The 22926-nt window shown below is 66.0% G+C and carries 19 protein-coding genes; 9 read left to right on the forward strand and 10 right to left on the reverse strand.

Annotated features, from left to right (window positions below; genetic code table 11):
- Positions 1-217 precede the first annotated feature (217 nt).
- Positions 218-1510 (reverse strand): omega-aminotransferase AptA, encoded by a 1293-nt coding sequence (gene aptA / locus FHS02_RS22175; protein ID WP_137317682.1) that lies wholly within the window; start codon positions 1508-1510, stop codon positions 218-220.
- Positions 1511-1742: 232 nt separating this feature from the next.
- Here aptA and FHS02_RS22180 point away from each other — a divergent pair, with 232 nt between their 5' ends.
- Complete coding sequence (locus tag FHS02_RS22180) at positions 1743-3203, forward strand: aminotransferase-like domain-containing protein (protein ID WP_229422355.1); 1461 nt, start codon at positions 1743-1745, stop codon at positions 3201-3203.
- Positions 3200-3892 (forward strand): TetR/AcrR family transcriptional regulator, encoded by a 693-nt coding sequence (locus FHS02_RS22185; RefSeq protein ID WP_137316283.1) that lies wholly within the window; start codon positions 3200-3202, stop codon positions 3890-3892. The genes FHS02_RS22180 and FHS02_RS22185 overlap by 4 nt, the downstream gene beginning before the upstream one ends.
- Before the next feature lie 34 nt (positions 3893-3926).
- Here the strand turns inward: FHS02_RS22185 and FHS02_RS22190 are convergent, their stop codons facing one another.
- The gene (locus tag FHS02_RS22190; protein ID WP_137316282.1) at positions 3927-5039 is read right to left on the reverse strand and encodes a choice-of-anchor A family protein; all 1113 of its coding nucleotides are present in this window, start codon (positions 5037-5039) and stop codon (positions 3927-3929) included.
- Between the two features lie 251 nt (positions 5040-5290).
- On the opposite strand from FHS02_RS22190, the gene FHS02_RS22195 reads away from it, so the two are divergent.
- The 4 genes from FHS02_RS22195 (at position 5291) to FHS02_RS22210 (ending at position 7950) form a co-directional block, all read left to right on the forward strand.
- A complete protein-coding gene (locus tag FHS02_RS22195) occupies positions 5291-5563 on the forward strand; it encodes a hypothetical protein (RefSeq protein WP_137316281.1) in 273 nt (90 codons plus the stop codon).
- 33 nt (positions 5564-5596) lie between these two features.
- Complete coding sequence (locus FHS02_RS22200) at positions 5597-6520, forward strand: sensor histidine kinase (RefSeq protein ID WP_137316280.1); 924 nt, start codon at positions 5597-5599, stop codon at positions 6518-6520.
- Positions 6517-7293 carry a LytR/AlgR family response regulator transcription factor gene (locus tag FHS02_RS22205; protein WP_137316279.1) on the forward strand — a complete coding sequence of 259 codons (777 nt, stop codon included), beginning with the start codon at positions 6517-6519 and terminating at the stop codon, positions 7291-7293. Before FHS02_RS22200 ends, FHS02_RS22205 begins: the two co-directional genes overlap by 4 nt.
- A 216-nt stretch (positions 7294-7509) precedes the next feature.
- Positions 7510-7950 (forward strand): VOC family protein, encoded by a 441-nt coding sequence (locus FHS02_RS22210; RefSeq protein WP_137316278.1) that lies wholly within the window; start codon positions 7510-7512, stop codon positions 7948-7950.
- A gap of 32 nt (positions 7951-7982) precedes the next feature.
- On the opposite strand, the gene FHS02_RS22215 is transcribed toward FHS02_RS22210, so the two are convergent.
- The 7 genes from FHS02_RS22215 to xapA form a co-directional block, all read right to left on the reverse strand.
- Complete coding sequence (locus FHS02_RS22215) at positions 7983-9200, reverse strand: nucleoside deaminase (protein ID WP_137316277.1); 1218 nt, start codon at positions 9198-9200, stop codon at positions 7983-7985.
- Positions 9197-9613, reverse strand: a complete 417-nt coding sequence (locus tag FHS02_RS22220; protein ID WP_137316276.1) for a cytidine deaminase — start codon at positions 9611-9613, stop codon at positions 9197-9199. Before FHS02_RS22220 ends, FHS02_RS22215 begins: the two co-directional genes overlap by 4 nt.
- A 128-nt stretch (positions 9614-9741) precedes the next feature.
- On the reverse strand, positions 9742-11064 hold the full coding sequence (gene deoA / locus FHS02_RS22225; RefSeq protein ID WP_137316275.1) for a thymidine phosphorylase: 1323 nt from the start codon (positions 11062-11064) through the stop codon (positions 9742-9744).
- 234 nt (positions 11065-11298) lie between these two features.
- Positions 11299-13689: an aldehyde dehydrogenase family protein gene (locus FHS02_RS22230; protein ID WP_371861438.1), complete on the reverse strand. Its 2391-nt coding sequence runs from the start codon at positions 13687-13689 to the stop codon at positions 11299-11301.
- A 17-nt stretch (positions 13690-13706) separates the two neighbouring features.
- Complete coding sequence (deoC, locus tag FHS02_RS22235; RefSeq protein WP_137316274.1) at positions 13707-14663, reverse strand: deoxyribose-phosphate aldolase; 957 nt, start codon at positions 14661-14663, stop codon at positions 13707-13709.
- On the reverse strand, positions 14660-15853 hold the full coding sequence (locus FHS02_RS22240) for a phosphopentomutase (RefSeq protein WP_137316273.1): 1194 nt from the start codon (positions 15851-15853) through the stop codon (positions 14660-14662). Before FHS02_RS22240 ends, deoC begins: the two co-directional genes overlap by 4 nt.
- A gap of 52 nt (positions 15854-15905) precedes the next feature.
- Positions 15906-16736, reverse strand: coding sequence for a xanthosine phosphorylase (gene xapA, locus FHS02_RS22245; RefSeq protein ID WP_137316272.1), 831 nt, complete (start codon positions 16734-16736; stop codon positions 15906-15908).
- 233 nt (positions 16737-16969) lie between these two features.
- On the opposite strand from xapA, the gene FHS02_RS22250 reads away from it, so the two are divergent.
- Genes FHS02_RS22250 through FHS02_RS22260 form a run of 3 tightly spaced genes read left to right on the forward strand, consistent with a single transcriptional unit; the run spans position 16970 to position 19944 of the window.
- Positions 16970-18106, forward strand: coding sequence for a carbohydrate kinase (locus tag FHS02_RS22250; protein WP_137316271.1), 1137 nt, complete (start codon positions 16970-16972; stop codon positions 18104-18106).
- A 2-nt stretch (positions 18107-18108) separates the two neighbouring features.
- The gene (locus tag FHS02_RS22255) at positions 18109-19029 is read left to right on the forward strand and encodes a pseudouridine-5'-phosphate glycosidase (protein ID WP_137316270.1); all 921 of its coding nucleotides are present in this window, start codon (positions 18109-18111) and stop codon (positions 19027-19029) included.
- Between the two features lie 12 nt (positions 19030-19041).
- On the forward strand, positions 19042-19944 hold the full coding sequence (locus FHS02_RS22260) for a LysR family transcriptional regulator (RefSeq protein WP_137316269.1): 903 nt from the start codon (positions 19042-19044) through the stop codon (positions 19942-19944).
- Between the two features lie 258 nt (positions 19945-20202).
- Here the strand turns inward: FHS02_RS22260 and FHS02_RS22265 are convergent, their stop codons facing one another.
- Positions 20203-22446, reverse strand: coding sequence for a TonB-dependent receptor (locus FHS02_RS22265; RefSeq protein ID WP_137316268.1), 2244 nt, complete (start codon positions 22444-22446; stop codon positions 20203-20205).
- Positions 22447-22926 lie beyond the last annotated feature (480 nt).

Here is a 22926-nt window from a genome sequence, read left to right on the forward strand (position 1 = left end):
ATGTCTCCTGTTAGGCTTTATCGGGTGATGCGGTGCTTCATTATGCGTTTGCATTCCGACATTGAAGAGTCGGTGTAAGGAGTGATGGCATGCATGCCATCACCGCTTGGCAGGCGCGGAGCATGCTCCGCGAAACCCCTGCCAAGCCACCGGTGTTCGGCAGCCAACTCTTATCGCTTGTGGCGACGGTCCGCTTGCAGGCTGCCGGATCAGAGGTTCAGTCCAGATCCTTCAGGATCTTCGCCAGCTTGCCGAACAACTCGTCGATGTGCGCCTTCTCGAACACCAGCGGCGGCGACAGCGCGATGATGTCGCCGGTGACGCGAATGAGCACGCCGTCGGCGAAGGCCTTCTTGAAGGCGGTGTAGGCGCGCATGCCCGGCTTGCCCGGAATCGGGGCAAGCTCGATGCCGGCGATCAGGCCGATGCAGCGCAGGTCGATCACGTTCGGCAGGCCCTTCAGCGAGTACACGGCATCGGCCCAGTACTCCTGCAGCCCGGCCGCATGGTCGAGGATCTTCTGTTCCTCGAACACCTCGAGCGTGGCGAGCGACGCGGCGCAGGCCAGCGGGTGGCCGGAGTACGTGTAGCCGTGGAACAGTTCGATGCCGGCCGGCGCATCCATGAACGCGTCGTGCACGAAGCCCTTGGTGAACACGGCGCCCATCGGCACGGTGCCGTTGGTGAGGCCTTTCGCGGTGGTCATCATGTCCGGCTCGACGTCGAAATAGTCGGCCGCGAACGGCGTCGTCATGCGGCCGAAGCCGGTGATCACTTCATCGAAGATCAGCAGGATGCCGTGCTTCGTGCACAGCTCGCGCAAGCGCTTCAGGTACCCCTTCGGCGGGATCAGCACCCCGGTGGACCCGGCCACCGGCTCGACGATCACGGCGGCGATGGTCGAGGCGTCGTGCAGCGCGACGATGCGTTCCAGTTCGTCCGCCAGGTGCGCGCCGTATTCGGGCTCGCCGCGCGTAAAGGCGTTCTTTTCCAGGTTGTGCGTGTGCGGCAGGTGGTCGACGCCCGGCAGCAGGGTGCCGTACTGCTTGCGGTTGCCGGCGATGCCGCCGACCGAGATGCCGCCGAAGCCCACGCCGTGATAGCCGCGCTCGCGGCCGATCAGCCGGGTACGTGCCGGTTCGCCGCGCGCCTTGTGGTACGCCAGCGCCATCTTGAGGGCCGTGTCCACCGCTTCCGATCCCGAGTTGGTATAGAACACGTGGCCGAATTTGTGGTTCGTGTAGGCCATCAGCTTTTCGGCCAGTTCGAACGCGGTCGGGTGGCCCATCTGGAAGGTGGGCGCGAAGTCCAGCGTGCCCACCATCTCGCGCACCGCCGCCACGATCCTCGGCTGCGCATGGCCGCACGGCACGCACCACAGGCCGGCGGTGCCGTCGAGCACCTGGTTGCCGTCGATATCCCTGTAGTGCACGCCGGCGGCGGAGACCAGCAGCCGGGGGCTGGCCTTGAAGTCGCGGTTATTCGTGAAAGGCATCCAGAAGGCGCCCATCGAATCGGGGTAAGGCGTGGACGAGGATGCCGGCTGCTGTGCGGACAAGTTTTCTGGTCGGTTCATGCGATCTCCCATCGGGCCGGTTGGCCCTAAAATTATTTACCAGTTGGCAAAATGATGATGCAATAATAGACACGCCGTTGACTATGTCACATATACACAATCGGCAAGGCGTTCCAACCGTACTGGTCTGAAAAACACTACAGTTCAAACGATGGCAAGCAGACGAATGACCGCGCCGGAAATATCGGCGCCGATGGCATGGCCCGCGATCGCCATCGAGCGGGCCAGCAAGGGCAGCCTGGTCGACAAGATCGTTGCCGTGCTGACGGGCATGATTTCGGGCAAGGAGCTGCGCATCGGCGCGAAGATGCCGTCCGTACGGCAATTCGCGAAGTGTAATGGCGTGAGTACCTTCACAGTCGTCGAGGCGTACGACCGGCTGGTCAACCTGGGCCTGCTGACGTCGCGGCGTGGTTCCGGCTATTACGTGGCGCGGCACGACATTGCGCCGCACCTGCCGCCGGTGGCCGTGGCCGGGCCGGCCACGGTCGACGCGCTGACCTCCGACCTGTACTCCGGCGTGTCCGATGCGCTGCCGGTGGGCGCCGGCTGGCTGCCGCCCGAATGGTATGGCGAGGACACCATCCTCGATGCGGTGCGCCATGCGATGCGCATTCCCGCCAACCGCCTGCGCGGCTACGGCCACCCGCTGGGCTTCCCGGCGCTGCGCCAGCACATTGCGGCCGTGCTGACGGACGAACTGTTTCCCGCCGAGGCGGACCAGGTGCTGCTGACGCACGGTGCCACCCACGCGTTCGACCTGATACTGCGCACGCTGACGCGGCCCGGCGATACCGTGTTCGTCGAGGATCCCGGCTACAGCAACCTGCTGTCGCTGATCCGCCACCATGGCTGCAATGCGGTCGGCATCCCGCGCGGCGAGCATGGCCTGGACCTGGATGCGCTGGCCGCGCAGGCGCGCCAGGCACAGCCCAAGCTCATGTTCGTCAACACGGTGCTGCAAAATCCGCTCGGCACCTCGCTGTCGCAGGCGCAGGCGCACCGGCTGCTGGCGATGGCCGAGCAGTTCGACTTCTGGCTGGTGGAAGACGACATCTACCGCGACCTTGCCGGCAGGGGCGAAGCGTCGCTGGCGGCAATGGACGGCCTGCGGCGCGTGATCCGCGTCGGCAGCTTCTCGAAGACGCTGTCGCCGGTGCTGCGGGTCGGTTCGATCTGCGCCTCCGGCTCGCTGATGCCGGAACTGGTGCGGGTGAAGATGCTGACCGGCCTGACGACTTCGGAGGTCAACGAACGCGCCGTGTACCACGCGGTCACGGGACGCGCCTATCGCCGGATGGTGGACCGGCTGGTCGCCCAGCTGGACGCCGGCCGCGAGCGCACCATCGAAGCGCTGGCCGACGTGGGCATGGCGCCGCTGGCCCGGCCACGCGGCGGCATGTTCGTTGCCGCCGGCTGGAACGTGCCGCCGGCGCCTGATTGCAACGCCCGCACCATCGCCGATGCCGCCCTGCGGGCCGGTATCCTGCTGTCGCCGGACGAATTCTTCCTGCTGCGGCCCAGCACGACGGTCTGGTTCCGCTTCAACGTGGCGTATGCGCACGACCCCGTGCTGCGCGCCTTCCTGCAAGCCGCCTTCGAACCACTGTCACGGAGAACGCCATGAATGGCAAGAACGGCAAGAACGGCAAGAACGGCAAGAACGAAGCATCCGCCACCGCCACCTCGCGCCGCATGCAGAACCGCGACCGGCTGGAGGCGGACATCGCCGCGGTCGCGGTGCGCATATTTGCCGAATGCGGCTACGAAGGAACGTCGGTGGCGGCCATCGCGGAAGGCGCAGGACTGTCGAAGCAGAACCTGATGTACTACTTCCCGACCAAGCAGGAGCTGTACCGCCGCGTGCTGGACGATGTGCTGGACGAATGGCTGGAACGCATGTCGAGCCTGGCGCAGGGCGCGGCCGATGGCGCCGGCGACCCGGCCGACCTGCTGCGCGCCTATGTGCAGGCCAAGCTGCGCTTCTCGCAGGAGCAGCCTTACGCGTCGCGCGTGTATGCGATGGAAGTGATCGGCGGTGCCAGGCTGTATGGAGAGCAGATCAGGGAGCGCGTGGTCCCGGTGCTCAAGCGCGACATCGAGGTGTTCGAGAGTTGGATCGCCGCCGGCCGCATCGCCGCCGTGAACGCCACGCACCTGCTGTTCGCGATCTGGGCGATGACGCAGTCCTATGCGGACTTCGCCGCGCAGATGGCGCTGGTGCTGGACCGGCGCCAGTTGCTGGACAAGGATTACCGGGACGCCGGGGACACCATCGTCAGGCTGGTGCTGGCGGCGACCCGGCCCGGCGGCTGAAGGGTGCGATGCCGGGCCGCCGGGATGATGGCGCTCAGCGCGTAAAGCACTCGCGGCGGCGCGCACGGCCCACGCCGAACACCGCCAGGCCGGCCATGATCATCGCGACCATGGTCGGTTCCGGTACCGGCGACAGGGAATCGACGTTGCCGGTGAACGGCTGCACGTGCACCTGGGCGCGCAGGTCCAGCGCGTTGGCGAACAGGCCGCCTTCGATATCGGCGGTATTCGTGACCAGTGCATCGGTGGCCAGTACGGTGCCGCCGAACTGCGAACTGATCGTCAGGCTGGTCGCATCGTAGAAGTTCCAGATCACCTGGCTGCCGACGTTTCGGGCGCTGCCGCCAAGGAAATTGGCGTGGATCGAGGCGCTCTTGATATCCGTATTCATGATGACGGTGGTGGCACCGTTCAGCTTGAAGTCGAACTCGTTTGCCGCGAACAGGGTGTCGTCGATGCCGGTCAGGTCGAACACGGCCACGCCGGTGGCATCGGCAACGGCCGAGAAGGTGGCTTTCGAGCCGTCGAACTTGACCGTGCTGCCGGTCGAATCCAGTCGCGACAGCGAATTCGACAGGTTGTTCAGTACGCCGCCGAAATTGGTGGACGTGGCGGCGGCGTTGGCGGTGGCCATCCCGGCCGTCATGCCGGCGAGCGTGCCACCGTTGATGGGCGAATTCGTCACCGTGCCGGTCACCAGGCCGCCACGGTCGAGCCTGGAATCCACAACATTGCCCGCGACATACGCGGCGCCGTTGAACGTCGTGCCGGAAACGTTGCCGTTGATGACGCTGCTGCCATCGTTCACCAGCAGGTTGCTGGCCGAACCGTTGATGACGGCCCCGCCCTGGTTCACCATCAGGTTACCCTGGCCCCATTGGTTCTTGCTGCCGACGACCGAGCCGGCGGTGAGGCCGGCGTAGTCGGATTTCGGCGCCGCGCCGAGCTGGTTGCCGTACTGGCCATCGGTGACGGTGCCGGCGGCCCAGGTGCGCCCATGGACGTGGCCGCCCGGACGGGCCGTGATGTCCGTGAGCGACACGGCATTCATCTGGTTCAGTACCTGGGTGGCCGTCAGCGGCGCCGGGGCGGCATGGGCGATGGCAAACGCGGCGGACAGTATGGCGGCAATGGTCAGTCGTAGCATGGATTCCCTGAGATGTTTGTTATATGAAATATAAATTTCCTATAGGATACCATGGGGCACCTTTCGGCTTGCGTCGAGTCAAGGAAAATGCTGATTGTTGGTAATTTTTGTTGCGTTTTTCGTAGTGCCGGCTCCCATCCGTCCGCCATCGCCGCAATTCATCCCTCCGGAATCGCCGTTTATCGGCTGGCCGTTCCACCCTGCCGGCGGGCGCGCTACAGTGCGGTCATCGATTGAAGGAGAACCTGCTCATGAAGACCATCAACAAAACCTGCACCGAAACCCTGCGCGACGCCTATGACGCAACCGTGCGGATCGTACGGCACGCGATGCGCCGCCTGGAGCGCATGCCCTGGCCGACCCTGCTGGCCGTCTGCGTGATGCTGGCCCTGCTGGTTACGGTGCTGCCGCTGGCGCTGACGCTGTTCGTGCTGTTCCTGCTCGTGAAGCTGGTGGCGGGCGCACTGGGCGGTAAGCGGAACGGGCCGCGCCACCGCGAACATGCCCAGCCCAGCGGCCAGTAAGTTCACGCGATTTCGAAGGCAGACGGGTTGGCAATGAAGACAGCAACGACCGGCGCCCGCGGCGCCCTGGGATTCGTGCGCGAGCTGGGCGACACCGCCAGCTCGCTGTGGTGGCAATTCTTCGACTGGCTGGCCCAGGTGCCGATGCGCCAGCTCGTGGTGACCTGGGTGCTGGCAACGCTGCTGGCCTGCACCCCGGTGATCCACCCGGAGCAGGTGGTGGCATTCATCTTCATCTCGCTGGGCCTGAAGGTGCTGGCGGGCGGCAAGCGCAAGGCCGAGATCGAGGCGCGCCGTGCTTCCGAGCAGGCCGGCACCGAAGAGCTGGAACGCCGGCTGGTGGAAGCGCGGATGGCCGCGCTGCAGGCCCAGGTGGAGCCGCATTTCCTGTTCAACACGCTGGCGCTGATCGGCCAGCTGATCGAGACCGATCCGCCGCAGGCGGCGCGCATCCACCAGCACCTGATCGATTACCTGCGCTCGACGTTGCCGCAGATGCGCGCGCGCGGCAACGGCACGCTGGGCCGGCAGATCGGGCTGTCGCGCTCCTACCTGGCGATCATGCAGGCACGCATGAAGGCGCGGCTGGCCGTGTCGATCGACGTGCCGCCCGAACTGGAAAGTGCCACGTTCCCGCCGATGATGCTGCAGATCCTGATCGAGAACGCCATCAAGCACGGGCTGGAACCGAAGATCGAAGGCGGCCGGATCGATATCCGCGCCTCCGCCACCGGCGCGATGCTGCAGGTGGACGTGCAGGACGACGGCGTGGGCTTCTCGTGCTACGCCGGCGACGGCATCGGCCTGGCCAATGTGCGCGAGCGGCTCAAGCTGATGTACGGCACGCGTGCCGAACTGCAGATCGAAACGCCGCCCGAAGGCGGCTGCCGGGCCGCCATCCGGGTGCCGTTCGCGCCGGACATCTTCGCGCAAAAGCCGATGGGAACGTCCCCATGAGCAGCCCCACCGCCCTGATCGCGGACGACGAAGAACCGATGCGCGACATGCTGCGCACGCGGCTGCGCGAATGCTGGCCGGAGCTGGCGATCGTGGCCGAGGCGTCGAACGGCGTCGAAGCGATCGCGCTGGCCGGCCAGCACCAGCCGGACGTGGTGTTCCTCGATATCCGCATGCCCGGCCTTTCCGGCATCGAGGCGGCGCGCATGCTGTTCAACCGCTGCCACATCGTGTTCGTCACCGCCTACGACCAGTATGCGATCGAGGCGTTCGAACAGGGCGCGCTCGACTACCTGCTGAAACCGGTCGGCGGCGAACGGCTGAGGACCACGTGCGCGCGGCTCAAGGAACGCATCGGGCAGCAGCCGAACGATATCGCGGCGCAGCTGTCGCGGCTGCTGGACGGGCGAGCCGGCGCCGCTGAATCGGGCCGCGGCGGCAAGCGCGACTACCTGCACTGGATCCAGGCCCAGGTCGGCAGCAGCTTGCGGATGATCAGCACACGCGAGATCCTGTTCTTCCAGGCCGACGAAAAGTACACCCGCGTGCAGACGTCGCAGGGCGAGGTTTTGATCCGCAAGACCCTGAAGGAACTGGCGGACGAACTGGATCCGGACGAGTTCTGGCGCATCCACCGCTCCACGCTGGTGCGCGTCGATGCGATCGCGGAAGTGACGCGCGACCTGCGCGGGCGGCAGATGCTGCGCGTGAAAAACTTCCCCGAGCAGCTCGAAGTCAGTCGCGGCAACACCCATTTATTCCAGCAAATGTAAGCCGTTGTGCGGCCGCTCATGTGTTGCGCTCATGTGTTGCGCTCATGCGTTGCGCCCATGCCGGCCGGCAGTACCTGACTTTGCTTGCCCCTGCTTGTGCGCTGGTCTATATTGGGATTTCGCCTACCAGGAACCCGCAACAGAACAGGGAGAAGCGCAATGACGACGACATGGGATATGGGAGATGGGGCTGAACCCAGGACGACGGCACCCACGATGACCATACCGAGGCAAACGCGCGCAACCATCATGCCTTGCCTGCGCTACCGCGACGCCCCCGCCGCCATCGAATGGCTGTGCAGCACGCTGGGCTTCGAAGCCACCCTCGTGGTGCGCAACGAGGATGGCACGGTGGCCCATGCCCAGCTTTCCTACGGCAACGGCATGATCATGCTGGGCTCGGTTTTCGATACCGACTATGGGCGCCTGCTGAAGCAGCCTTCGGAAACGGGCGGGTTCGTCACCCAGGGCGCCTACCTCGCCGTCAACGATGCCGATCGGGTGCACGAGCGCGTGATGGATGCCGGCGGCGAAGTCGTGCTGCCGCTGCAGGACGAAGACTACGGCGGCCGCGGCTTCACGTGCCGCGACCCGGAAGGGCATGTGTGGAGCATCGGCACCTACGATCCGTGGGCCGAGGCCGAACGGCCGCGCTGACCGGCCCGCTTTCAGGCCAATGCGTCGCTCAGTTAGTCGCTCAGTGCGCCGATCAGGGCACCATCGGCGACCTGTACCGGCTTGATGCCGATCAGGTCACGGTACAGCGGCGGCAATGCTTTGCACAGCACGTCGAGCTCGGCCGGCGCCATGCCCGGCCGCACGTACTGGAACTGGGTCGGATTATCCGGCGGCAGCGCACCTTCCATCGTCGAACCATAGGCGCCCAGCTCCATGAAGCTGAGCGGGCTGTCGTCCGGCCCCACGGCCAGCACGAACGTGCCGTCCTTCGGGTGGCCGAGATAGCGGCGCACTTCCGCCTGGCGCTCCGCATCGGCGCCCGCCATCAACTTGTAGCGCAACTGCGCGTAGGCGCGCGTGCATTCCATGAACGCGGTGCGGATGCCGGATTGCGAGCGGCGCCCATGGCAGCACAGCAGCAGGTTGCCGAACGCATCCAGCAGCACCACGGCATTGCCGCTGCCGCCCTGTGCCAGGTCGCGTTCCATCGCATGTCGCAGGTAGGGGGCCAGTCCGGCATCGGGCCGGCGTGGCGTGGCGCGGTACGTCAGCGCATCCGGGCAGGCCCGTTTCAGTGCGCGCACGATGGCGTGCTCTTCCGGCAGCGTGGCGGGGTCGAGCAGGCCGGCGCGCGGCGGGTCGATGCTGAACAGGTCCAGCACGGCTTCCGTGGTTGCCTCGAACACCAGCGAGCAAAGGGCCTGCGTGGGCTCGGCGATCGTCTTGCCGATGAAGAATGGCGGCGGCGCCGCACCCGCCGCGTTGCGTGCATACGACGACGAGCCCAGCACGGCCGGGTAGGAAAAGGTGGCGCTTGCCTGCTGGCGCAGCGCTTCAGGCAGCGCGGCAAACGTGCCGGTGCCATCGTGATCGATGCCGGCATTGGCATCGTTGGCGGCCACCACGACATTGAACCCGGCCGCCAGGATCGCCCCCGCGCACATGCAGCACGGGTCGAGCGACGTCACGATCGTGATCTCGCGCGGCGGCGGCAAGTTCCTGCCCTTGGCCTTTTCCGCGAGATACCAGTCGACCAGCTGGCGCTCGCCGTGCGCGGTCGGATCCCAGATCAGGCCGTCGCGGATCACCTGGTTGTGGACCGCCTGCAGCACATTGCCGAAGCCATCGAGCATCACGCCACCGACACCGAACGTGCCCTGCGTCTTCGCGGCGATCGCCTCGAGCGAGGCAATGGTGACGGCGGCCTGGACGTCGATCGTTTTCTTCACGGCGCCGGCTTGCGCTTCAGGTCCTGGCCGCCGAACGCGTTCGGCAACTGGGCCGCGGCGGTGGTCTCGAACACGTCGCCCTTCAGGTTCGTCAGGATGACCGGCAGCTCATTGCCGCCCAGCTCCAGGATTACCTGGCGGCAGGCGCCGCACGGCGCGATCGGTCCATCGGTCTCGCCGACCACCACCAGCTTGTCGAAGTCGCCCGGCCCGCAGCCCTGCGCGAAAGCACTGAAGAACGCCGTGCGCTCGGCGCAGTTGCACAGGCCGTACGCCGCATTCTCCACATTACAGCCATGGAACACCCTGCCATCCCTGGCCAGCAACGCCGCCCCCACCTTGAAGTTGGAGTACGGCGTATAAGCCTTCAGGCGCGCCGCCTTGGCTTCCTCGATCAGTTGTTCAGTATTCATCAGCAATGTTTCCTAAAACCGGGGTCTGACCCCATTCTCGAGCAATGTTTCCTGAAACCGGGGTCTGACCCCGTTCTCGAGCAATGTTTCCTGAAAAATGGGGTACGTCCCCATTTTTCAGGAAACTTTTACGGGCGGATGGTGCGGTAGACGATCGGGTTGGCGGCCGGGGCCGTGTCGGCGATCGTGTAGGCGGCTTGCACGTCGGCGATGGCGCGCTGGGCGGCTGCTTCGGTGCGAGCGTGGACGTAGGCCAGCGGCTGGCCGGCTTCGATGCGCTGGCCCAGTTCGGCCAGTTCGGTCAGGCCGACGGCGAAGTCGATCGTGTCCTGCGGGCGGGTACGGCCGCCGCCGAGCGCGACGACGGCCAGGCCGATGGCGCGGCAGTTCGTGGCCGCGGCATAGCCGGAGCGCAGGGCCGGGACCGGCACGATGATGGGCGCCTTGTCGAGGTACTTGTCCGGGTCCTGCATCAGGTCGGCCGGGCCGCCCAGTGCGGCGACCATGCGGGCGAAGCGGTCGGCGGCTTCGCCGGAATCGAGCGATGCCTGCAGTTTCGCGCGCGCTTCGGCTTCATTGGCGGCCAGCTTGCCCAGCACGAGCATCTCGGCGCACAGCGCCAGCGTGACTTCGTGCAGGCGCGCGGGGCGCGACTTGCCGGTCAGGTAGTCGATCGCGCAGCGCACTTCGACCGCGTTGCCGGCAGCCGGCGCCAGCGATTCGTTCATGTCCGTCAGCAGTGCCGACGTCAGCGTGCCGGCGCCATTGCCGACATTGACGATCGACTCGGCCAGCTCCACCGATTTTTCATACGTGGGCATGAACGCGCCGCTGCCGGCCTTGACGTCCATCGCCAGCACGTCCAGCCCGGCGGCCAGCTTCTTCGACAGGATCGAGCCGGTGATCATCGCCACCGATTCCACCGTGCCGGTCACGTCGCGGATGCCGTAGAAACGCTTGTCGGCCGGTGCCAGCGAAGCCGTCTGGCCGATGATGGCCACGCCGACTTCCTTGACCACCTTGCGGAACAGTTCATTGTCCGGCACCGTGGTATAGCCGGGGATCGAGTCGAACTTGTCCAGCGTGCCGCCGGTGTGGCCCAGGCCGCGGCCCGAGATCATCGGCACGAAGCCGCCGCACGCGGCGATCATCGGGCCGAGCAGCAGCGACACCAGGTCGCCCACGCCGCCGGTCGAGTGCTTGTCCATCACCGGCCCGGGCAGGTCCAGCGATTTCCACTCCAGCACGTCGCCGGAATCGCGCATGGCCAGCGTGAAGGCCACGCGCTCGTCCATCGTCATGTCATTGAAGTAGACCGCCATCGCCAGCGCGGCGATCTGGCCTTCGGTGGTTTCACCGGTCGTGATGCCGCCGACGAAGAAGCGGATTTCCTCGGCGGTCAGGGTGCCGCCGTCGCGCTTCTTGCGGATGATTTCCTGGGGGAGGTACATGGTTGTGTTCTTTCTAGCTGATGCGCAACAGGGGTCTGTCCCCGGTAAGTGGCAATTCAAACTCAGTAGGTAACGTATCGAGGGGACTGACCCCGGTTTTTGCCCGCGTTCCGACTTCGGCCGGGAAAACCGGGGTCAGTCCCCTGACAATGCTGGCGGCAAGCGCTGAAGTTCACACCTACCGGGGACAGACCCCAGTGCCGCCAGCGCCATCTGCGACTTCTGGCCGTTACATCAAACGCCGTAAGGAATCCAGATATTCTTCACCTGCGTCACATGCTGCAGCACGGTCCGTCCGGCGGCCTGCTGCGTGCTGAACCAGTCGCGCCCTTTCGCGCCGCCGGTCCACGTGCGCTTCAGCGAGCCGGCCGACAGCCGCTCCACTTCGGCGCAGCCCTCGGCCGAACCGTCGTGGCGCCAGACCGCATCGATATCGGCGTGCGTGGCCAGCGTGCGCGCCAGTTCGTCGGCGCTGCCGGTGACGATGTTCACCACGCCGCCAGGCAGGTCCGACGTATCGAACACCTGGTACAGGTCCGTCGCCGACAGCGGATAGGCCTCGGAAGGCACGGCCACCACGCGGTTGCCCACGGCGATGGCCGGCGCCACCAGCGAGATAAAGCCCAGCAGCGGGTTCTCGTTCGGGCAGACGATGCCGATCACGCCGATCGCTTCGTTCAGTGCCACGGTGATGCCGTGCATCGGCGGCTGGTGCGCGGCGCCGTCGTACTTGTCGGCCCACGCGGCCCAGTAGAACAGGCGCTCGATCGATGCCTGCACTTCTTTTTCGGCCGAATCGGCACCACCGGTCTGCGCGGCGATGCGGTCGGCGAATTCGCGGCCGCGGGCGGCCAGGTTCTCGGCGATGTAGTACAGCACCTGGGCGCGGTTATGCGCGGTGGCCTTGGTCCAGCCGGCGGCCTTGTGCGCCGCTTCGACGGCATTGCGGATGTCCTTGCGGCTGCCCTCGCCGATCTCGCCGAGGAAGGCACCGTCGGCACCGTGGATCGCGCGGCTGTAGGCGCCGTCCGGGCGGGCCTGCTTGCCGCCGATGTACAGCTTGGCCGTGCGGTCGATGGCGAACGGATCGCTCGACGGCGCGGCGGCCCTTGCCGAAGCGGACGATTTCGGCAACGCAGGCAGGGCCGGACGCGCATCCTCGCTCACCGGCACCAGGTATTCGTACAGGCCTTCGCGGCCGCCCTCGCGGCCATAGCCGGATTCCTTGTAGCCGCCGAAGCCGCACGCGGCATCGAACTGGTTCGCGGTATTGATCCACACCACGCCCGCCTTGATGGCCGGCGCGACGTCCAGCGCCAGGCTGATGTTCTCGGACCACACGCACGCGGCCAGGCCATACACGGTGTTGTTCGCCAGCTGCACGGCTTCGGCCGGGGTGCGGAAGCTCATCGCCACCAGCACCGGGCCGAAGATCTCGGCCTGGGCCACGGCGGCCGACGTCGATGCGCCCATGATCAGCGTGGGCGGGAACCACGAGCCGTCGGCCGGGATTTCGCACGCGGCCGGCTGGTAGATCTCGCAGCCTTCGCCGCGCGCCGCTTCCACCAGGCCATGGATGCGCTGGCGCTGCACCGGATCGACCAGCGCGCCGATGTCCATCGATTTGTCCAGCGGCGAACCGAGGCGCAGGTTGTCCATGCGCGCCTTCAGCTTCTTCAGGAAGCGCTCTTCCACCGATTCCTGCACCAGCAGCCGCGAACCGGCACAGCAGACCTGCCCCTGGTTGAACCAGATCGAATCGACCAGGCCTTCGACGGCCGCATCCAGGTCGGCATCGTCGAACACGATGTACGGCGACTTGCCGCCCAGTTCCAGCGACAGCTTCTTGCCGCTGCCGGCGGTGGCTTCGCGGATCAGGCGCCCCACTTCGGTCGAACCGGTGAAGGCCAGCTTGTCGATGCCTTCGTGCTTCACGATGGCTTCGCCGGTACGGCCGTCGCCGGTGACGATGTTGACGACACCGGCCGGCACGCCGGCCTGCACGCAGATCTCGGCGAACAGCAAGGCGGTCAGCGGCGTGAACTCGGCCGGCTTGAACACGACCGTGTTGCCGGCCGCCAGCGCCGGGGCGATCTTCCACGCCAGCATCAGCAGCGGGAAGTTCCACGGTACGATCTGGCCGACCACGCCCACCGGGCGGTGGTTCGGGAATTCCTCGTCCAGCAACTGCGCCCAGCCGGCATGGTGGTAGAAGTGGCGGGCCACCAGTGGCAGGTCGGCATCGCGCGTTTCGCGGATGGTCTTGCCGTTGTCCAGCGTTTCCAGCACGGCGAACAGGCGCGCATGCTTCTGCATCAGGCGCGCGATCGCATACAGGATCTTCGCGCGGCCATGGCCACCCAGGGCAGCCCACGCCGGCTGCGCGCGGCGCGCGGCGGCCACGGCACGGTCCACGTCGCCGGCCGTGCCCTGCGTCAGCTCGGCCAGCGGCTTGCCGTCGGCCGGATTGGTGGAGGCGAACAGCTCGCCGGCGTCGGACCATTGATTGTCGATGAACAGCCCGAACTTGCGGCCATGCTGCTCCAGCCACGCTTGCGCTTCTTTCTGGCTCTCGGGTGCGGGGCCGTATTCCATGGTGTTGAGGATCTCGTTGATAGTTGGCATGGCGATAGTCTTAAAGCTCAAGGTTGCGCGTGGCGGTGGGCCGCGGAGTAATTACCCGTGACGTGGTGTTCCAGCTGGCGCTCGATGTCGGTCAGCAGGCTCGATGCGCCGATGCGGAACAGGTGCGGCTCCAGCCACTCGTTGCCCAGTTCCTCCTTCATCACCGTCATGTATTGCAGCGCCGCCTTGGCGGTCGACACGCCGCCGGCGGGCTTGTAGCCCACCTTGAAGCCGGTGCGCTCGTAGTATTCGCGGATCGCCCGCACCATCACCAGCGAGACCGGGATCGTGGCGTTGACGCCTTCCTTGCCGGTGGACGTCTTGATGAAGTCCGCTCCGGCCATCATGCACACCCACGAAGCCTTGGCCACGTTTTCCAGCGTGACCAGGTCGCCGGTGGCCAGGATCGCCTTCACGTGCGCTTCGCCGCAGGCCTGGCGGTAAGCCACCATTTCGTCATACAGCGCCTGCCAGTTCCCGGTCAGCACATGCTGGCGGGTGATGACGATGTCGATTTCCTGCGCGCCGTCGGCCACCGACAGCTCGATCTCGCGCACCTTGGTTTCCATGCTCGTCAGGCCGGCCGGGAAGCCGGTCGACACGGCGGCGATCGGCAAGCGGCCCTGCAGCACCTTGTCCGCGTGGCGGATCATCTCGTGGTACACGCAGACGGCGCCCGTCTTCAGGTTGCGCTCCTGCAGGCCCAGTGCTTCGACCAGGTCGGTGCGCAGCGGACGCAGCGCCTTCATGCACAGGCGTTCCACGCGGCCCGGCGTATCGTCGCCGGACAGCGTCGTCAAGTCGATCAGCTCGATCGCCTTGACCAGCCACGCGGCCTGGTATTCCTTTTTCACGGTGCGGCGGTTCGCCAGCGATGCCGCGCGGCGCTCGGCGGCCGCCTTGTTGACGTGGATGTGGTTCAGCCAGCCCAGGTCGAGGCCGGTGGCCTCGTTGCGCTTGAAGTCTTGGGTCATAACAGATTGGTTCCGTTGGAAAGGGGTTTCACGCCGAGGTGGTGCGCGATGGTCTGGCCGATGTCGGAGAACGTCTCGGAGATGCCCAGCTCGCGGCCGGCCACGCCGGGGCCGAAGAAGATCATCGGGATGTGCTCGCGCGTATGGTCGGAACCGGGCGACGTGGGATCGCAGCCATGGTCGGCGGTGATGACGACCAGGTCGCCCTCCTTCAGCCGGCCGATGAATTCCGGCAGGCGCGCGTCCAGTTCGTGCAGCGCCTGCGAGTAGCCCTGCACATCGCGGCGGTGGCCGAAATGCATGTCGAAGTCGACGAAGTTCACGAACGTCAGCGACTTGTCGCCGGCCTGCGCTTCCACTTCGAGCAGGCGGTCGAACAGCGCCATGTTGTCCGGGCCTTTCACCACGCGCGAGACGCCCTGCCCCGCGTAGATGTCGCTGATCTTGCCGAGCGCGATGACTTCGCCGCCGGCATCCTTCACGTGGTCCAGCAGCGTCGGGCCGGTGGGCGGCACAGCGTAGTCGTGGCGGTTGGCGGTGCGCTTGTAGTTGCCGTCGCTGCCCAGGAACGGGCGCGCGATCACGCGGCCGATGTTATACGGCTTCACCAGCTCGTAGGCTTTCTCGCACATGTCGTACATGCGCTCCAGCCCGAAGTGTTCCTCGTGCGCGGCGATCTGCAGCACCGAGTCGGCCGACGTGTACAGGATCGGCTTGCCGGTGGCCACGTGTTCGTCGCCCAGGTCGGTGATGATCGTGGTGCCGGACGCGTGGCAGTTGCCCAGGAAGCCCGGCACGCCGGTCAGCTCCTGCAGGCGGTCGGTCAGCTCTTTCGGGAACGACGGCACCGTCTTCGGGAAGTAGCCCCAGTCGAACAGTACCGGCACGCCGGCGATTTCCCAGTGGCCGCTCTGCGTATCCTTGCCGGTCGACTGCTCGCGCGCGGCGCCGTAAGCGGCGGTGAAGCCTTCGCGGCGGTCGAAGCCGGGCGCCCAGGTACCGCAGGCGGTATGCGCGGCGGCCGCGAGGCCCAGCTGTTCGAGCGCGGGAAGGGACATGGGCTTGCCCTGTTCGGCCGCCCATTTGGCGATGTGGCCGAACGTGTTGGTGGCGGCGTCGCCGTACTTGTCAGCGTCCGGCGTGGCGCCGAGGCCGAAGGAGTCGAGCAGGAGGATGAATGCGCGTAACATGATGTATCCGGTCTATAAAGTTCAAGGGCGGCCGAAGCCGCCCTTCTGTTCATCAAGCTTTCGCGAGATTCGCAAAGAACGCCTGGATCAGTTTCACCAGGCTTTCGGCGCCCACGGCCGCGTACTTCAGCGTCTGCTCATGGGACAGCGGGAACGGCGACAGGCCTTCGGCCAGGTTGGTGACGACGGACACGCCGACCACCTTCAGGCCGCAGTGGCGGGCCGGCACCACTTCCGGCACCACCGACATGCCGACGACGTCGGCGCCCAGGCGGGTGAACGCGCGGATCTCGGCCGGCGTTTCGAAGTTCGGGCCCGAGTAGGCGATGTATACGCCTTCGTGCAGCGTGATGTTCTGTTCGGCGGCGGTGTCCTGCAGCTGCTTGCGCAGGTCGGCGTCGTACGCGTTGGCCATGCTGAAGAAGCGCGGGCCGAAGCGTTCGTCGTTCGGGCCGATCATCGGCGAACCCGGCAGGAAGTTGATATGGTCGTTCAGCGCCACCAGCGAACCGGCATCCACTTCCGCGCGCAGCGAACCGGCGGCGTTGGTGACGAACACGAATTCGCAGCCCAGCAGTTTCAGCGTGCGCACGGCACTCGTCATCACGCCCAGGCCGTAGCCCTCGTAGAAGTGGCCGCGCCCCTTCAGGCACACGACCGGCACGCCGGCCAGGTTACCAAGCACCATCTGGCCCGCGTGGCCATGCACGGTGCTGATCGGGAAGCCTGGCAGCTCATCGAAACCGATCGTGACGACATCCGTCATCTGGTCGGCCAGCACGCCGAGGCCGGAGCCGAGGATCAGCGCGGCGCGCGGTGCAAAGCCGGCCGGCACGCGGGAACGCACGATGGCGGCGGCCTGGAAGGGGGAATTGTTCGACATGGAGTTCTCGCAGTGTTATCTGGTGAATACGCTGGTGGACCGCCGGGGCGGCGCGTGGCGTTCTGGGGCACGCGACACTATGCATCATTGGCGATATGTATGACAAATACCTATTTTCTTTGCCATTTATATCCAGTACGTATAAATTCCCCATTATTATAGCCGTTTGACAGCGAACAAACAGTTGTTTACGATGATAGACAAATGTTTGATGACACCGGGCGCGCGCGACAATGAGCAAGAAAGAACAACTTTATGGCCTGATCCGCGCCAATCCGTTCATCTCCCAGCAGGAGATGGCCCAGGCGCTGGGGCTGTCGCGCTCCGCCGTGGCGGGACACGTGGCCAGCCTGATCCGCGAGCGCCGCCTGGTCGGCCGCGCCTACGTGCTGCCACCCGAGCGTTCGGTACTGTGCATCGGCGCCGCCAATCTCGACCGCAAGCTGCGTACTGTCGAGCCGCTGCGGATGGGCACGTCGAATCCCGCCACCGCCGCCGAGACCTTCGGCGGCGTGGCCCGCAACATCGCCGAAAACCTGGTCAGGCTCGGCATGCGCTGCGCGCTGCTGACGGCCCTGGGCGATGATAGCGCCGGCCAGGCCCTGCGGGCGCACGCCCGGCACTGCGGCATCGACATGACCGGCACGCCGGTGCTGCCGGGCGCCGCCACCGGCACCTATACGGCCGTGCTGGATGCCAGCGGCGAAATGGCGGTGGCGCTGGCCGACATGGGGCTGTACGAACAGCTGACGCCCGGCTTCCTCGCCAGCCGGCAGGCGCAGCGCAGCGCGGCCTCGTTCGTCATCGCCGACCTGAACCTGCCGCACGATACCGTCGCGCTGCTGCTGGACGAAGCGCGCCGCGACGGCATCCCGCTGGCGATCGTGGCCGTGTCGCAGCCGAAGATGGCGCGGTTGCCGCGCGACCTGGCCGGCCTGCGCCTGCTGATCCTGAACCGCGGCGAACTGGAAACCCGCGCCGGCCGCCCGCTGCCGACCGAGGCGGCGGTGCGCGATGCATGCCGCGCCGTGCAGGCCGACGGCGCGCAGGACGTGATCGTCACCTGTGGCGCCGCCGGGGTGTACTACACGTCCTTCGATTACACGTCCGCCGGCATGCCGGGCGGCACGGCGGCGTCCGAACTGCACTGGCTGCCGGCCCATGACGTCGCCGTGGTGGACGTGACCGGCGCCGGCGACGCGTTTTCCGCGGCGGCCTGCTGGACGCTGGCCCACGGCGAAGCCGACCTCGCCACGGCGTGCGCCCGCGGCCTGCATGCCGCCGCGCTGACCGTGCAGAGTCCCCATACCGTATCCCCGGCGCTGACGGCAGAACTGTTCAGCGCCCCTCTCCCAACAGAACAGGAATGACCATGCACCAGTTTCTCTCCTTCTCGCCCGAAGTGGCGAATGCACGGGCCAGCGGCACGCCGGTCGTGGCGCTCGAATCGACGATCATCTCGCACGGCATGCCCTACCCGCAGAACGTGCAGACGGCGCGCGAAGTGGAGCAGATCGTTCGCGATGGCGGCGCCGTGCCGGCCACCATCGCCGTCATCGGCGGCAGGATCTGCATCGGCCTGACGCCCGAGCAGCTGGAATTGCTGGGCAATTCGCCGGAGGCGCTGAAGGTCAGCCGCCGCGACCTGGCCTACGTGCTGTCGCAGCACAAGCTGGGCGCCACCACGGTGGCGGCAACGATGATCTGCGCGCAGCTGGCCGGCATCTCCGTGTTCGTCACCGGCGGCATCGGCGGCGTGCACCGCGGCGCCGAGACCAGTTTCGACATCTCCGCGGACCTGCAGGAACTGGCGCAGACCAACGTGGCCGTCGTCTGCGCCGGCGTGAAGTCGATCCTCGATATCGGCCTCACGCTGGAATACCTGGAAACGCAGGGCGTGCCGGTCGTCAGCGTGGGGCAGGAAGGCTTTCCCGCCTTCTTCACGCGCGAAAGCGGCTTTCATGCCGACTTCCGCCTCGACACGCCGCGCGAGCAGGCATCGTTCATCCGCACCAAGTGGGCACTGGGCCTGAACGGCGGCGTGGTCGTCGCGGCGCCGGTGCCGGAGAGCGATGCCATGCCGAAGGACGAGATCGACGCCATCACCGTGCAGGCCCTGCAGGAAGCGGAAGAAAACGGCGTGACAGGGAAAAAGGTCACGCCGTTCCTGCTGGCCCGCATCAAGACGCTCACCGCGGGCCGCAGCCTGGCCACCAATATCGCGCTGGTGAAGAACAACGCGCGCGTCGGCGCCGCGCTGGCCCGCGCGCTGCTGGAACATCCGGCCACATAAGGCATAGCCGCCATGTCGATCGACCTGAAGCAACTGAAGTACTTCCTCGCCGTCGCCGAGGAAAAGAGCTTTTCGCGGGCCGCCGAGCGGCTGCACATTTCCCAGCCGCCGCTGTCGCAGCAGATCATGAAGCTGGAAGCGGAGCTGGGCGTCAAGCTGTTCGCCCGCACCACGCGCAGCTTCGAGCTGACGGTGGCCGGCCGCGCGCTGATGAACGAGGCGGCCGAGCTGCTGGCGAAGATGCGCATGACGATCGACACCGTGCGCCAGATCGACCGCGGCGAAGTGGGCCGGCTGCGCGTGGGCATCGTCGGCTCGGCGATGTGGGGGCCGATCCCAAGCCTGCTCGAGGAATTCCAGGGCAAGTACCCGCGCGTGACGTGGACGATCCATGAACTGGGTCCCACCGTGCAGTACGAGGCGCTGCGCGCCAAGCAGATCGACGTGGGCTTCTGGCGCGAGCCGAAGCTGGACGAAAGCGACCTGCGCAACGACAACCTGCGCCAGGAACTGTGCTTCCGCGAGAACGTGTGCGTGGCCGTCAACGAACACCATCCGCTGGCGAAGAAGGAAGCGATCGAACTGGCCGACATCGCCGACGAGCCGATGCTGACACTGGCGCTGGACAAGTCCGCGTTCCCGCGCTACCTGATCCAGTGCTGCGTGGACGCCGGCTTCGAGCCCGCCATCTTCCAGGAAGCCAACGAGCCGCAGACCTTGCTGGCCATGGTCGGCGCCGGGCTCGGCGTCACGCTGATGCCGGAAACCACCAGCCGCATCGGCTGGCCCGGCGTGGTCTTCCTGCCGATCCGCACCAACCCGCCATCGGCCAACCTGTACATCACGTACACCACCACCGACGATGCGCCGGTGGTGAGGGCGTTCATGAATATCTTGCGGCCGGCGGAGCGGTAGCTTTTACTTCGCGCCCGAAGTGGCGAAGGGCGTTTGCGTCTCAGGGGTCTGTCCCCGCCAGTCGGCGGCCCGGAATCCAATTGCCGGCATTGAACAAGGGGACTGACCCCGGTTTTTGCTGGCGTTGTTGGTACGCTTGCAAACACCGGGGTCAGTCCCCTCGATACGTCAACTACCAAGCTCTGTTCAACACTTACCGGGGACAGACCCCTGCTGCTCAACCGCTAACCGCTAGATCGAGCGCGCAAGGCAGCCACCTCAGAAATTCACCTTGAACTGCACCCCATACGTGCGCGGCTCGTTCAGGATACCCGTCAGGTTATTGAAGTCGATCGCGCCCACCGACTGCACTTCGTCGGTGATGTTCCGGCCATACAGCGCCAGGTCGTACTTGCCGTCGCCCCACTTGTAGCCGACGCGCAGGCCGCCTTCCAGCAGGTGCTTGGCCTTGTACTCGACCGCTTCGTACAGGAAGAAGTTGTACGAAGAGCGGTACGACCAGTCGGTGAACGCATACGCTTCGCCGTTCGCTACCGGCGCCGCGTACTTCAGCGTGAAGTTGTGCTGCCACTTCGGTGCGCGCGGCAGCGGGTTGCCGTCGATGAGCGCGACGCGCGTGCCGCCGACGAACGAGACCGGGTTCGTCACCGTGCAGCCGCTGCCGCATGGCAGCACGAACAGGCTGCCGTCCTTGATCTCCGTATCGTTGTAGCTGGTACCGAACGTGGCCGAGAAGTTCTGCGACAGGTTGGCCTGCAGGTCCAGCTCGACGCCCTGGCCCACCGCCTTGTCGGCATTGAGCAGCTGGTTCATGTTGACAGTGCCGCTGCCGGCGGTCAGCTGCTTGTCCTTTACGCGGTAGTGGAACACGGTGGCCGACATGCGCGCGCGGCGGTCGAACAGGTCCTGCTTCACGCCCGCCTCCACCGACAGCACCTTCTCGGCCCCGGCCATCGATGGCCTGCTGCCAAGGTCGTTCAGCCGGCCCTGCATCGACGGCGCACGGTAGCCCGTCGCCACGCGGGCAAACACATTGGTGTCGCGGTTCAGCACATACGTGCCGGAGGCATCCCAGCTGACGTTGCTCGAATCGTCCGACAGCGGCAGGTAGGTGCGACCGCCGGTTTCGATGCGCTGTGCGACGAAATCCTTCTTGTCGCTGGTATAGCGCAGGCCGCCGCGCAGCTTCAGCCGCTCGCTGACCGCATAGTTGACGGAGCCGAACACGGCCCACGATTTGGCGTTCTGCGTCTGCGTCGCATAGTTCGGCACTTGCGGGTTGCCCGGCGCCAGCGAGTCGAACGCGATGCTGTCGATCGTGATGTCTTCCTTGAAGTAGAACAGGCCGGCAATCCACTGCAGCGGGCCGTCGCCGGTCGATTCGGCGCGGAATTCCTGCGAGAGCTGCTTGTGGTCGGGGATCAGGTCGGCCGTTTCGACGAGGAACGGGATGAAGCCCGGACCGTACGGCGGCGCGTACACGGCGCCGTAGCCGCCGTCGACGTCGGCGCGGCTGTAGAACTCGAGCTCTTCGTAGCCGGTGATCGAATGCAGCGTCACACCCGGCAGATCCCAGCGCAGCCGCACGTTGCCGCCCTTGTTCTTCAGGTGCTGTTCGTTGACGCCGTCCGTCGGGTAGCGGTCATAGTCGAAGCCGTCCACCAGTTCGTTCGTGCCGGCCTTCAGGATATTGGCGCGGAACAGCGTGGCGGTACCGTCCATGTCGCGGCCGTGCACATTGAACAGCGCCGAGAAATTCGCCGACGGTTTCACGAGCACCTGCAGGCGCGCGGCGTTGTCCTTGTAGCCTTCGAATTCGCGCGTGCCGGTGGGGCGCTCGTTGCTCACCCGGTCGCCGCGGTGCTGCGAGGAGCCGGCAAAGCGGATCGCCACCGTGTCGCTGACGGGGATGTTGTAGGCGCCGTCGACGTTGCGCACGCGGTCCTTGCCGAAGCCGGCGGCCAGGTAGCCTTCCTGCTTGAATACCGGCTTCGCCGAATCGAACTTGATCACGCCGGCCGGCGAATTGCGGCCGAACAGCGTGCCCTGCGGGCCGCGCAGTACTTCCACCTGGTCGACGTCGAACACGGGGAAGCCCTTCAGCATCGGGTTTTCCTGCACGATGTCGTCCATCACCAGGCCGACCGGCTGGGAGGCGTTCAGGTCGAAGTCGGTATTGCCCAGCCCGCGGATGTAGAAGCGCGGGAACGTACGGCCATAGTCCGACTCGATGCTGACCGACGGCGAGCGGCCCGACAGGAAGCGGATGTCCTGCCCGCCGGAGGTCAGCACGTCGAGCTTCTCGCCCTTCACGGTGGCGATCGACATCGGCACGTCCTTGATGTTTTCCGCGCGGCGCTGCGCCGTCACGATCACGGTTTCCAGCTGGCCCGGCTGAGTGGTTTCAGCGCTTGCGGCGCCCGCCTGGGTGTCCTGGGCGGAAGCGAGGGGGAAGGCGGCGGCGATCGCCAGCGCCATCAGGGTCCGGTGGGTCAGTTTCATGGAGGGCCAGTTCCTTATTGTTGGGATTCAGTAGTAGTAGGTGGCAATAAACGCGTGGCAAACAGCCAACATCTGCCGATCCTACACGAACGAAACTGGCGGTCACAACAAGCTTATTGAGATCTTTTCAATATAAATTCTGTTGAAAAAAGGTATTTGTCATACATATCTCAGCCATGCAATAGTGTGCGGTCAGCCCGGCTCCGGCCGCCCGCCGGCCCCAGGGGAAGCGATCATTTCGGGGCCCTTTCGCGACGCCAGAAGTGGAGCGAAAACAACGGCGGCAGGCGCCCCGGGTTGCTGATGGGACGCTCTACTGCTTATCGATGGTTGTTGCGGGATTCCAACAGCGGCGATGCCGTGGCAGGAAATGCAAGAAATGGAAAAGATGATGATCCGGCAAATGCCGAGCAAAGCTTCTAAACATGCGGCATTCATTCGCCGGCGCCTCAGCGGGATACGTGTTTTGCTCGCAAAAAC

The sequence above is a fragment of the Pseudoduganella umbonata genome, assembly GCF_014192225.1.
Taxonomy (GTDB): Bacteria; Pseudomonadota; Gammaproteobacteria; order Burkholderiales; family Burkholderiaceae_D; genus Rugamonas; species Rugamonas umbonata.

What these genes read in the sequence shown, in the direction of transcription:
- aptA (WP_137317682.1), bottom strand. Translation starts at nt 1,510, where the DNA reads ATGGGCGCCTTCTGGATGCCTTTCACGAATAACCGCGACTTCAAGGCC.
- FHS02_RS22180 (WP_229422355.1), top strand. Translation starts at nt 1,743, where the DNA reads ATGACCGCGCCGGAAATATCGGCGCCGATGGCATGGCCCGCGATCGCC.
- FHS02_RS22185 (WP_137316283.1), top strand. Translation starts at nt 3,200, where the DNA reads ATGAATGGCAAGAACGGCAAGAACGGCAAGAACGGCAAGAACGAAGCA.
- FHS02_RS22190 (WP_137316282.1), bottom strand. Translation starts at nt 5,039, where the DNA reads ATGCTACGACTGACCATTGCCGCCATACTGTCCGCCGCGTTTGCCATC.
- FHS02_RS22195 (WP_137316281.1), top strand. Translation starts at nt 5,291, where the DNA reads ATGAAGACCATCAACAAAACCTGCACCGAAACCCTGCGCGACGCCTAT.
- FHS02_RS22200 (WP_137316280.1), top strand. Translation starts at nt 5,597, where the DNA reads ATGAAGACAGCAACGACCGGCGCCCGCGGCGCCCTGGGATTCGTGCGC.
- FHS02_RS22205 (WP_137316279.1), top strand. Translation starts at nt 6,517, where the DNA reads ATGAGCAGCCCCACCGCCCTGATCGCGGACGACGAAGAACCGATGCGC.
- FHS02_RS22210 (WP_137316278.1), top strand. Translation starts at nt 7,510, where the DNA reads ATGACCATACCGAGGCAAACGCGCGCAACCATCATGCCTTGCCTGCGC.
- FHS02_RS22220 (WP_137316276.1), bottom strand. Translation starts at nt 9,613, where the DNA reads ATGAATACTGAACAACTGATCGAGGAAGCCAAGGCGGCGCGCCTGAAG.
- deoA (WP_137316275.1), bottom strand. Translation starts at nt 11,064, where the DNA reads ATGTACCTCCCCCAGGAAATCATCCGCAAGAAGCGCGACGGCGGCACC.
- FHS02_RS22230 (WP_371861438.1), bottom strand. Translation starts at nt 13,689, where the DNA reads ATGCCAACTATCAACGAGATCCTCAACACCATGGAATACGGCCCCGCA.
- deoC (WP_137316274.1), bottom strand. Translation starts at nt 14,663, where the DNA reads ATGACCCAAGACTTCAAGCGCAACGAGGCCACCGGCCTCGACCTGGGC.
- FHS02_RS22240 (WP_137316273.1), bottom strand. Translation starts at nt 15,853, where the DNA reads ATGTTACGCGCATTCATCCTCCTGCTCGACTCCTTCGGCCTCGGCGCC.
- xapA (WP_137316272.1), bottom strand. Translation starts at nt 16,736, where the DNA reads ATGTCGAACAATTCCCCCTTCCAGGCCGCCGCCATCGTGCGTTCCCGC.
- FHS02_RS22250 (WP_137316271.1), top strand. Translation starts at nt 16,970, where the DNA reads ATGAGCAAGAAAGAACAACTTTATGGCCTGATCCGCGCCAATCCGTTC.
- FHS02_RS22255 (WP_137316270.1), top strand. Translation starts at nt 18,109, where the DNA reads ATGCACCAGTTTCTCTCCTTCTCGCCCGAAGTGGCGAATGCACGGGCC.
- FHS02_RS22260 (WP_137316269.1), top strand. Translation starts at nt 19,042, where the DNA reads ATGTCGATCGACCTGAAGCAACTGAAGTACTTCCTCGCCGTCGCCGAG.
- FHS02_RS22265 (WP_137316268.1), bottom strand. Translation starts at nt 22,446, where the DNA reads ATGAAACTGACCCACCGGACCCTGATGGCGCTGGCGATCGCCGCCGCC.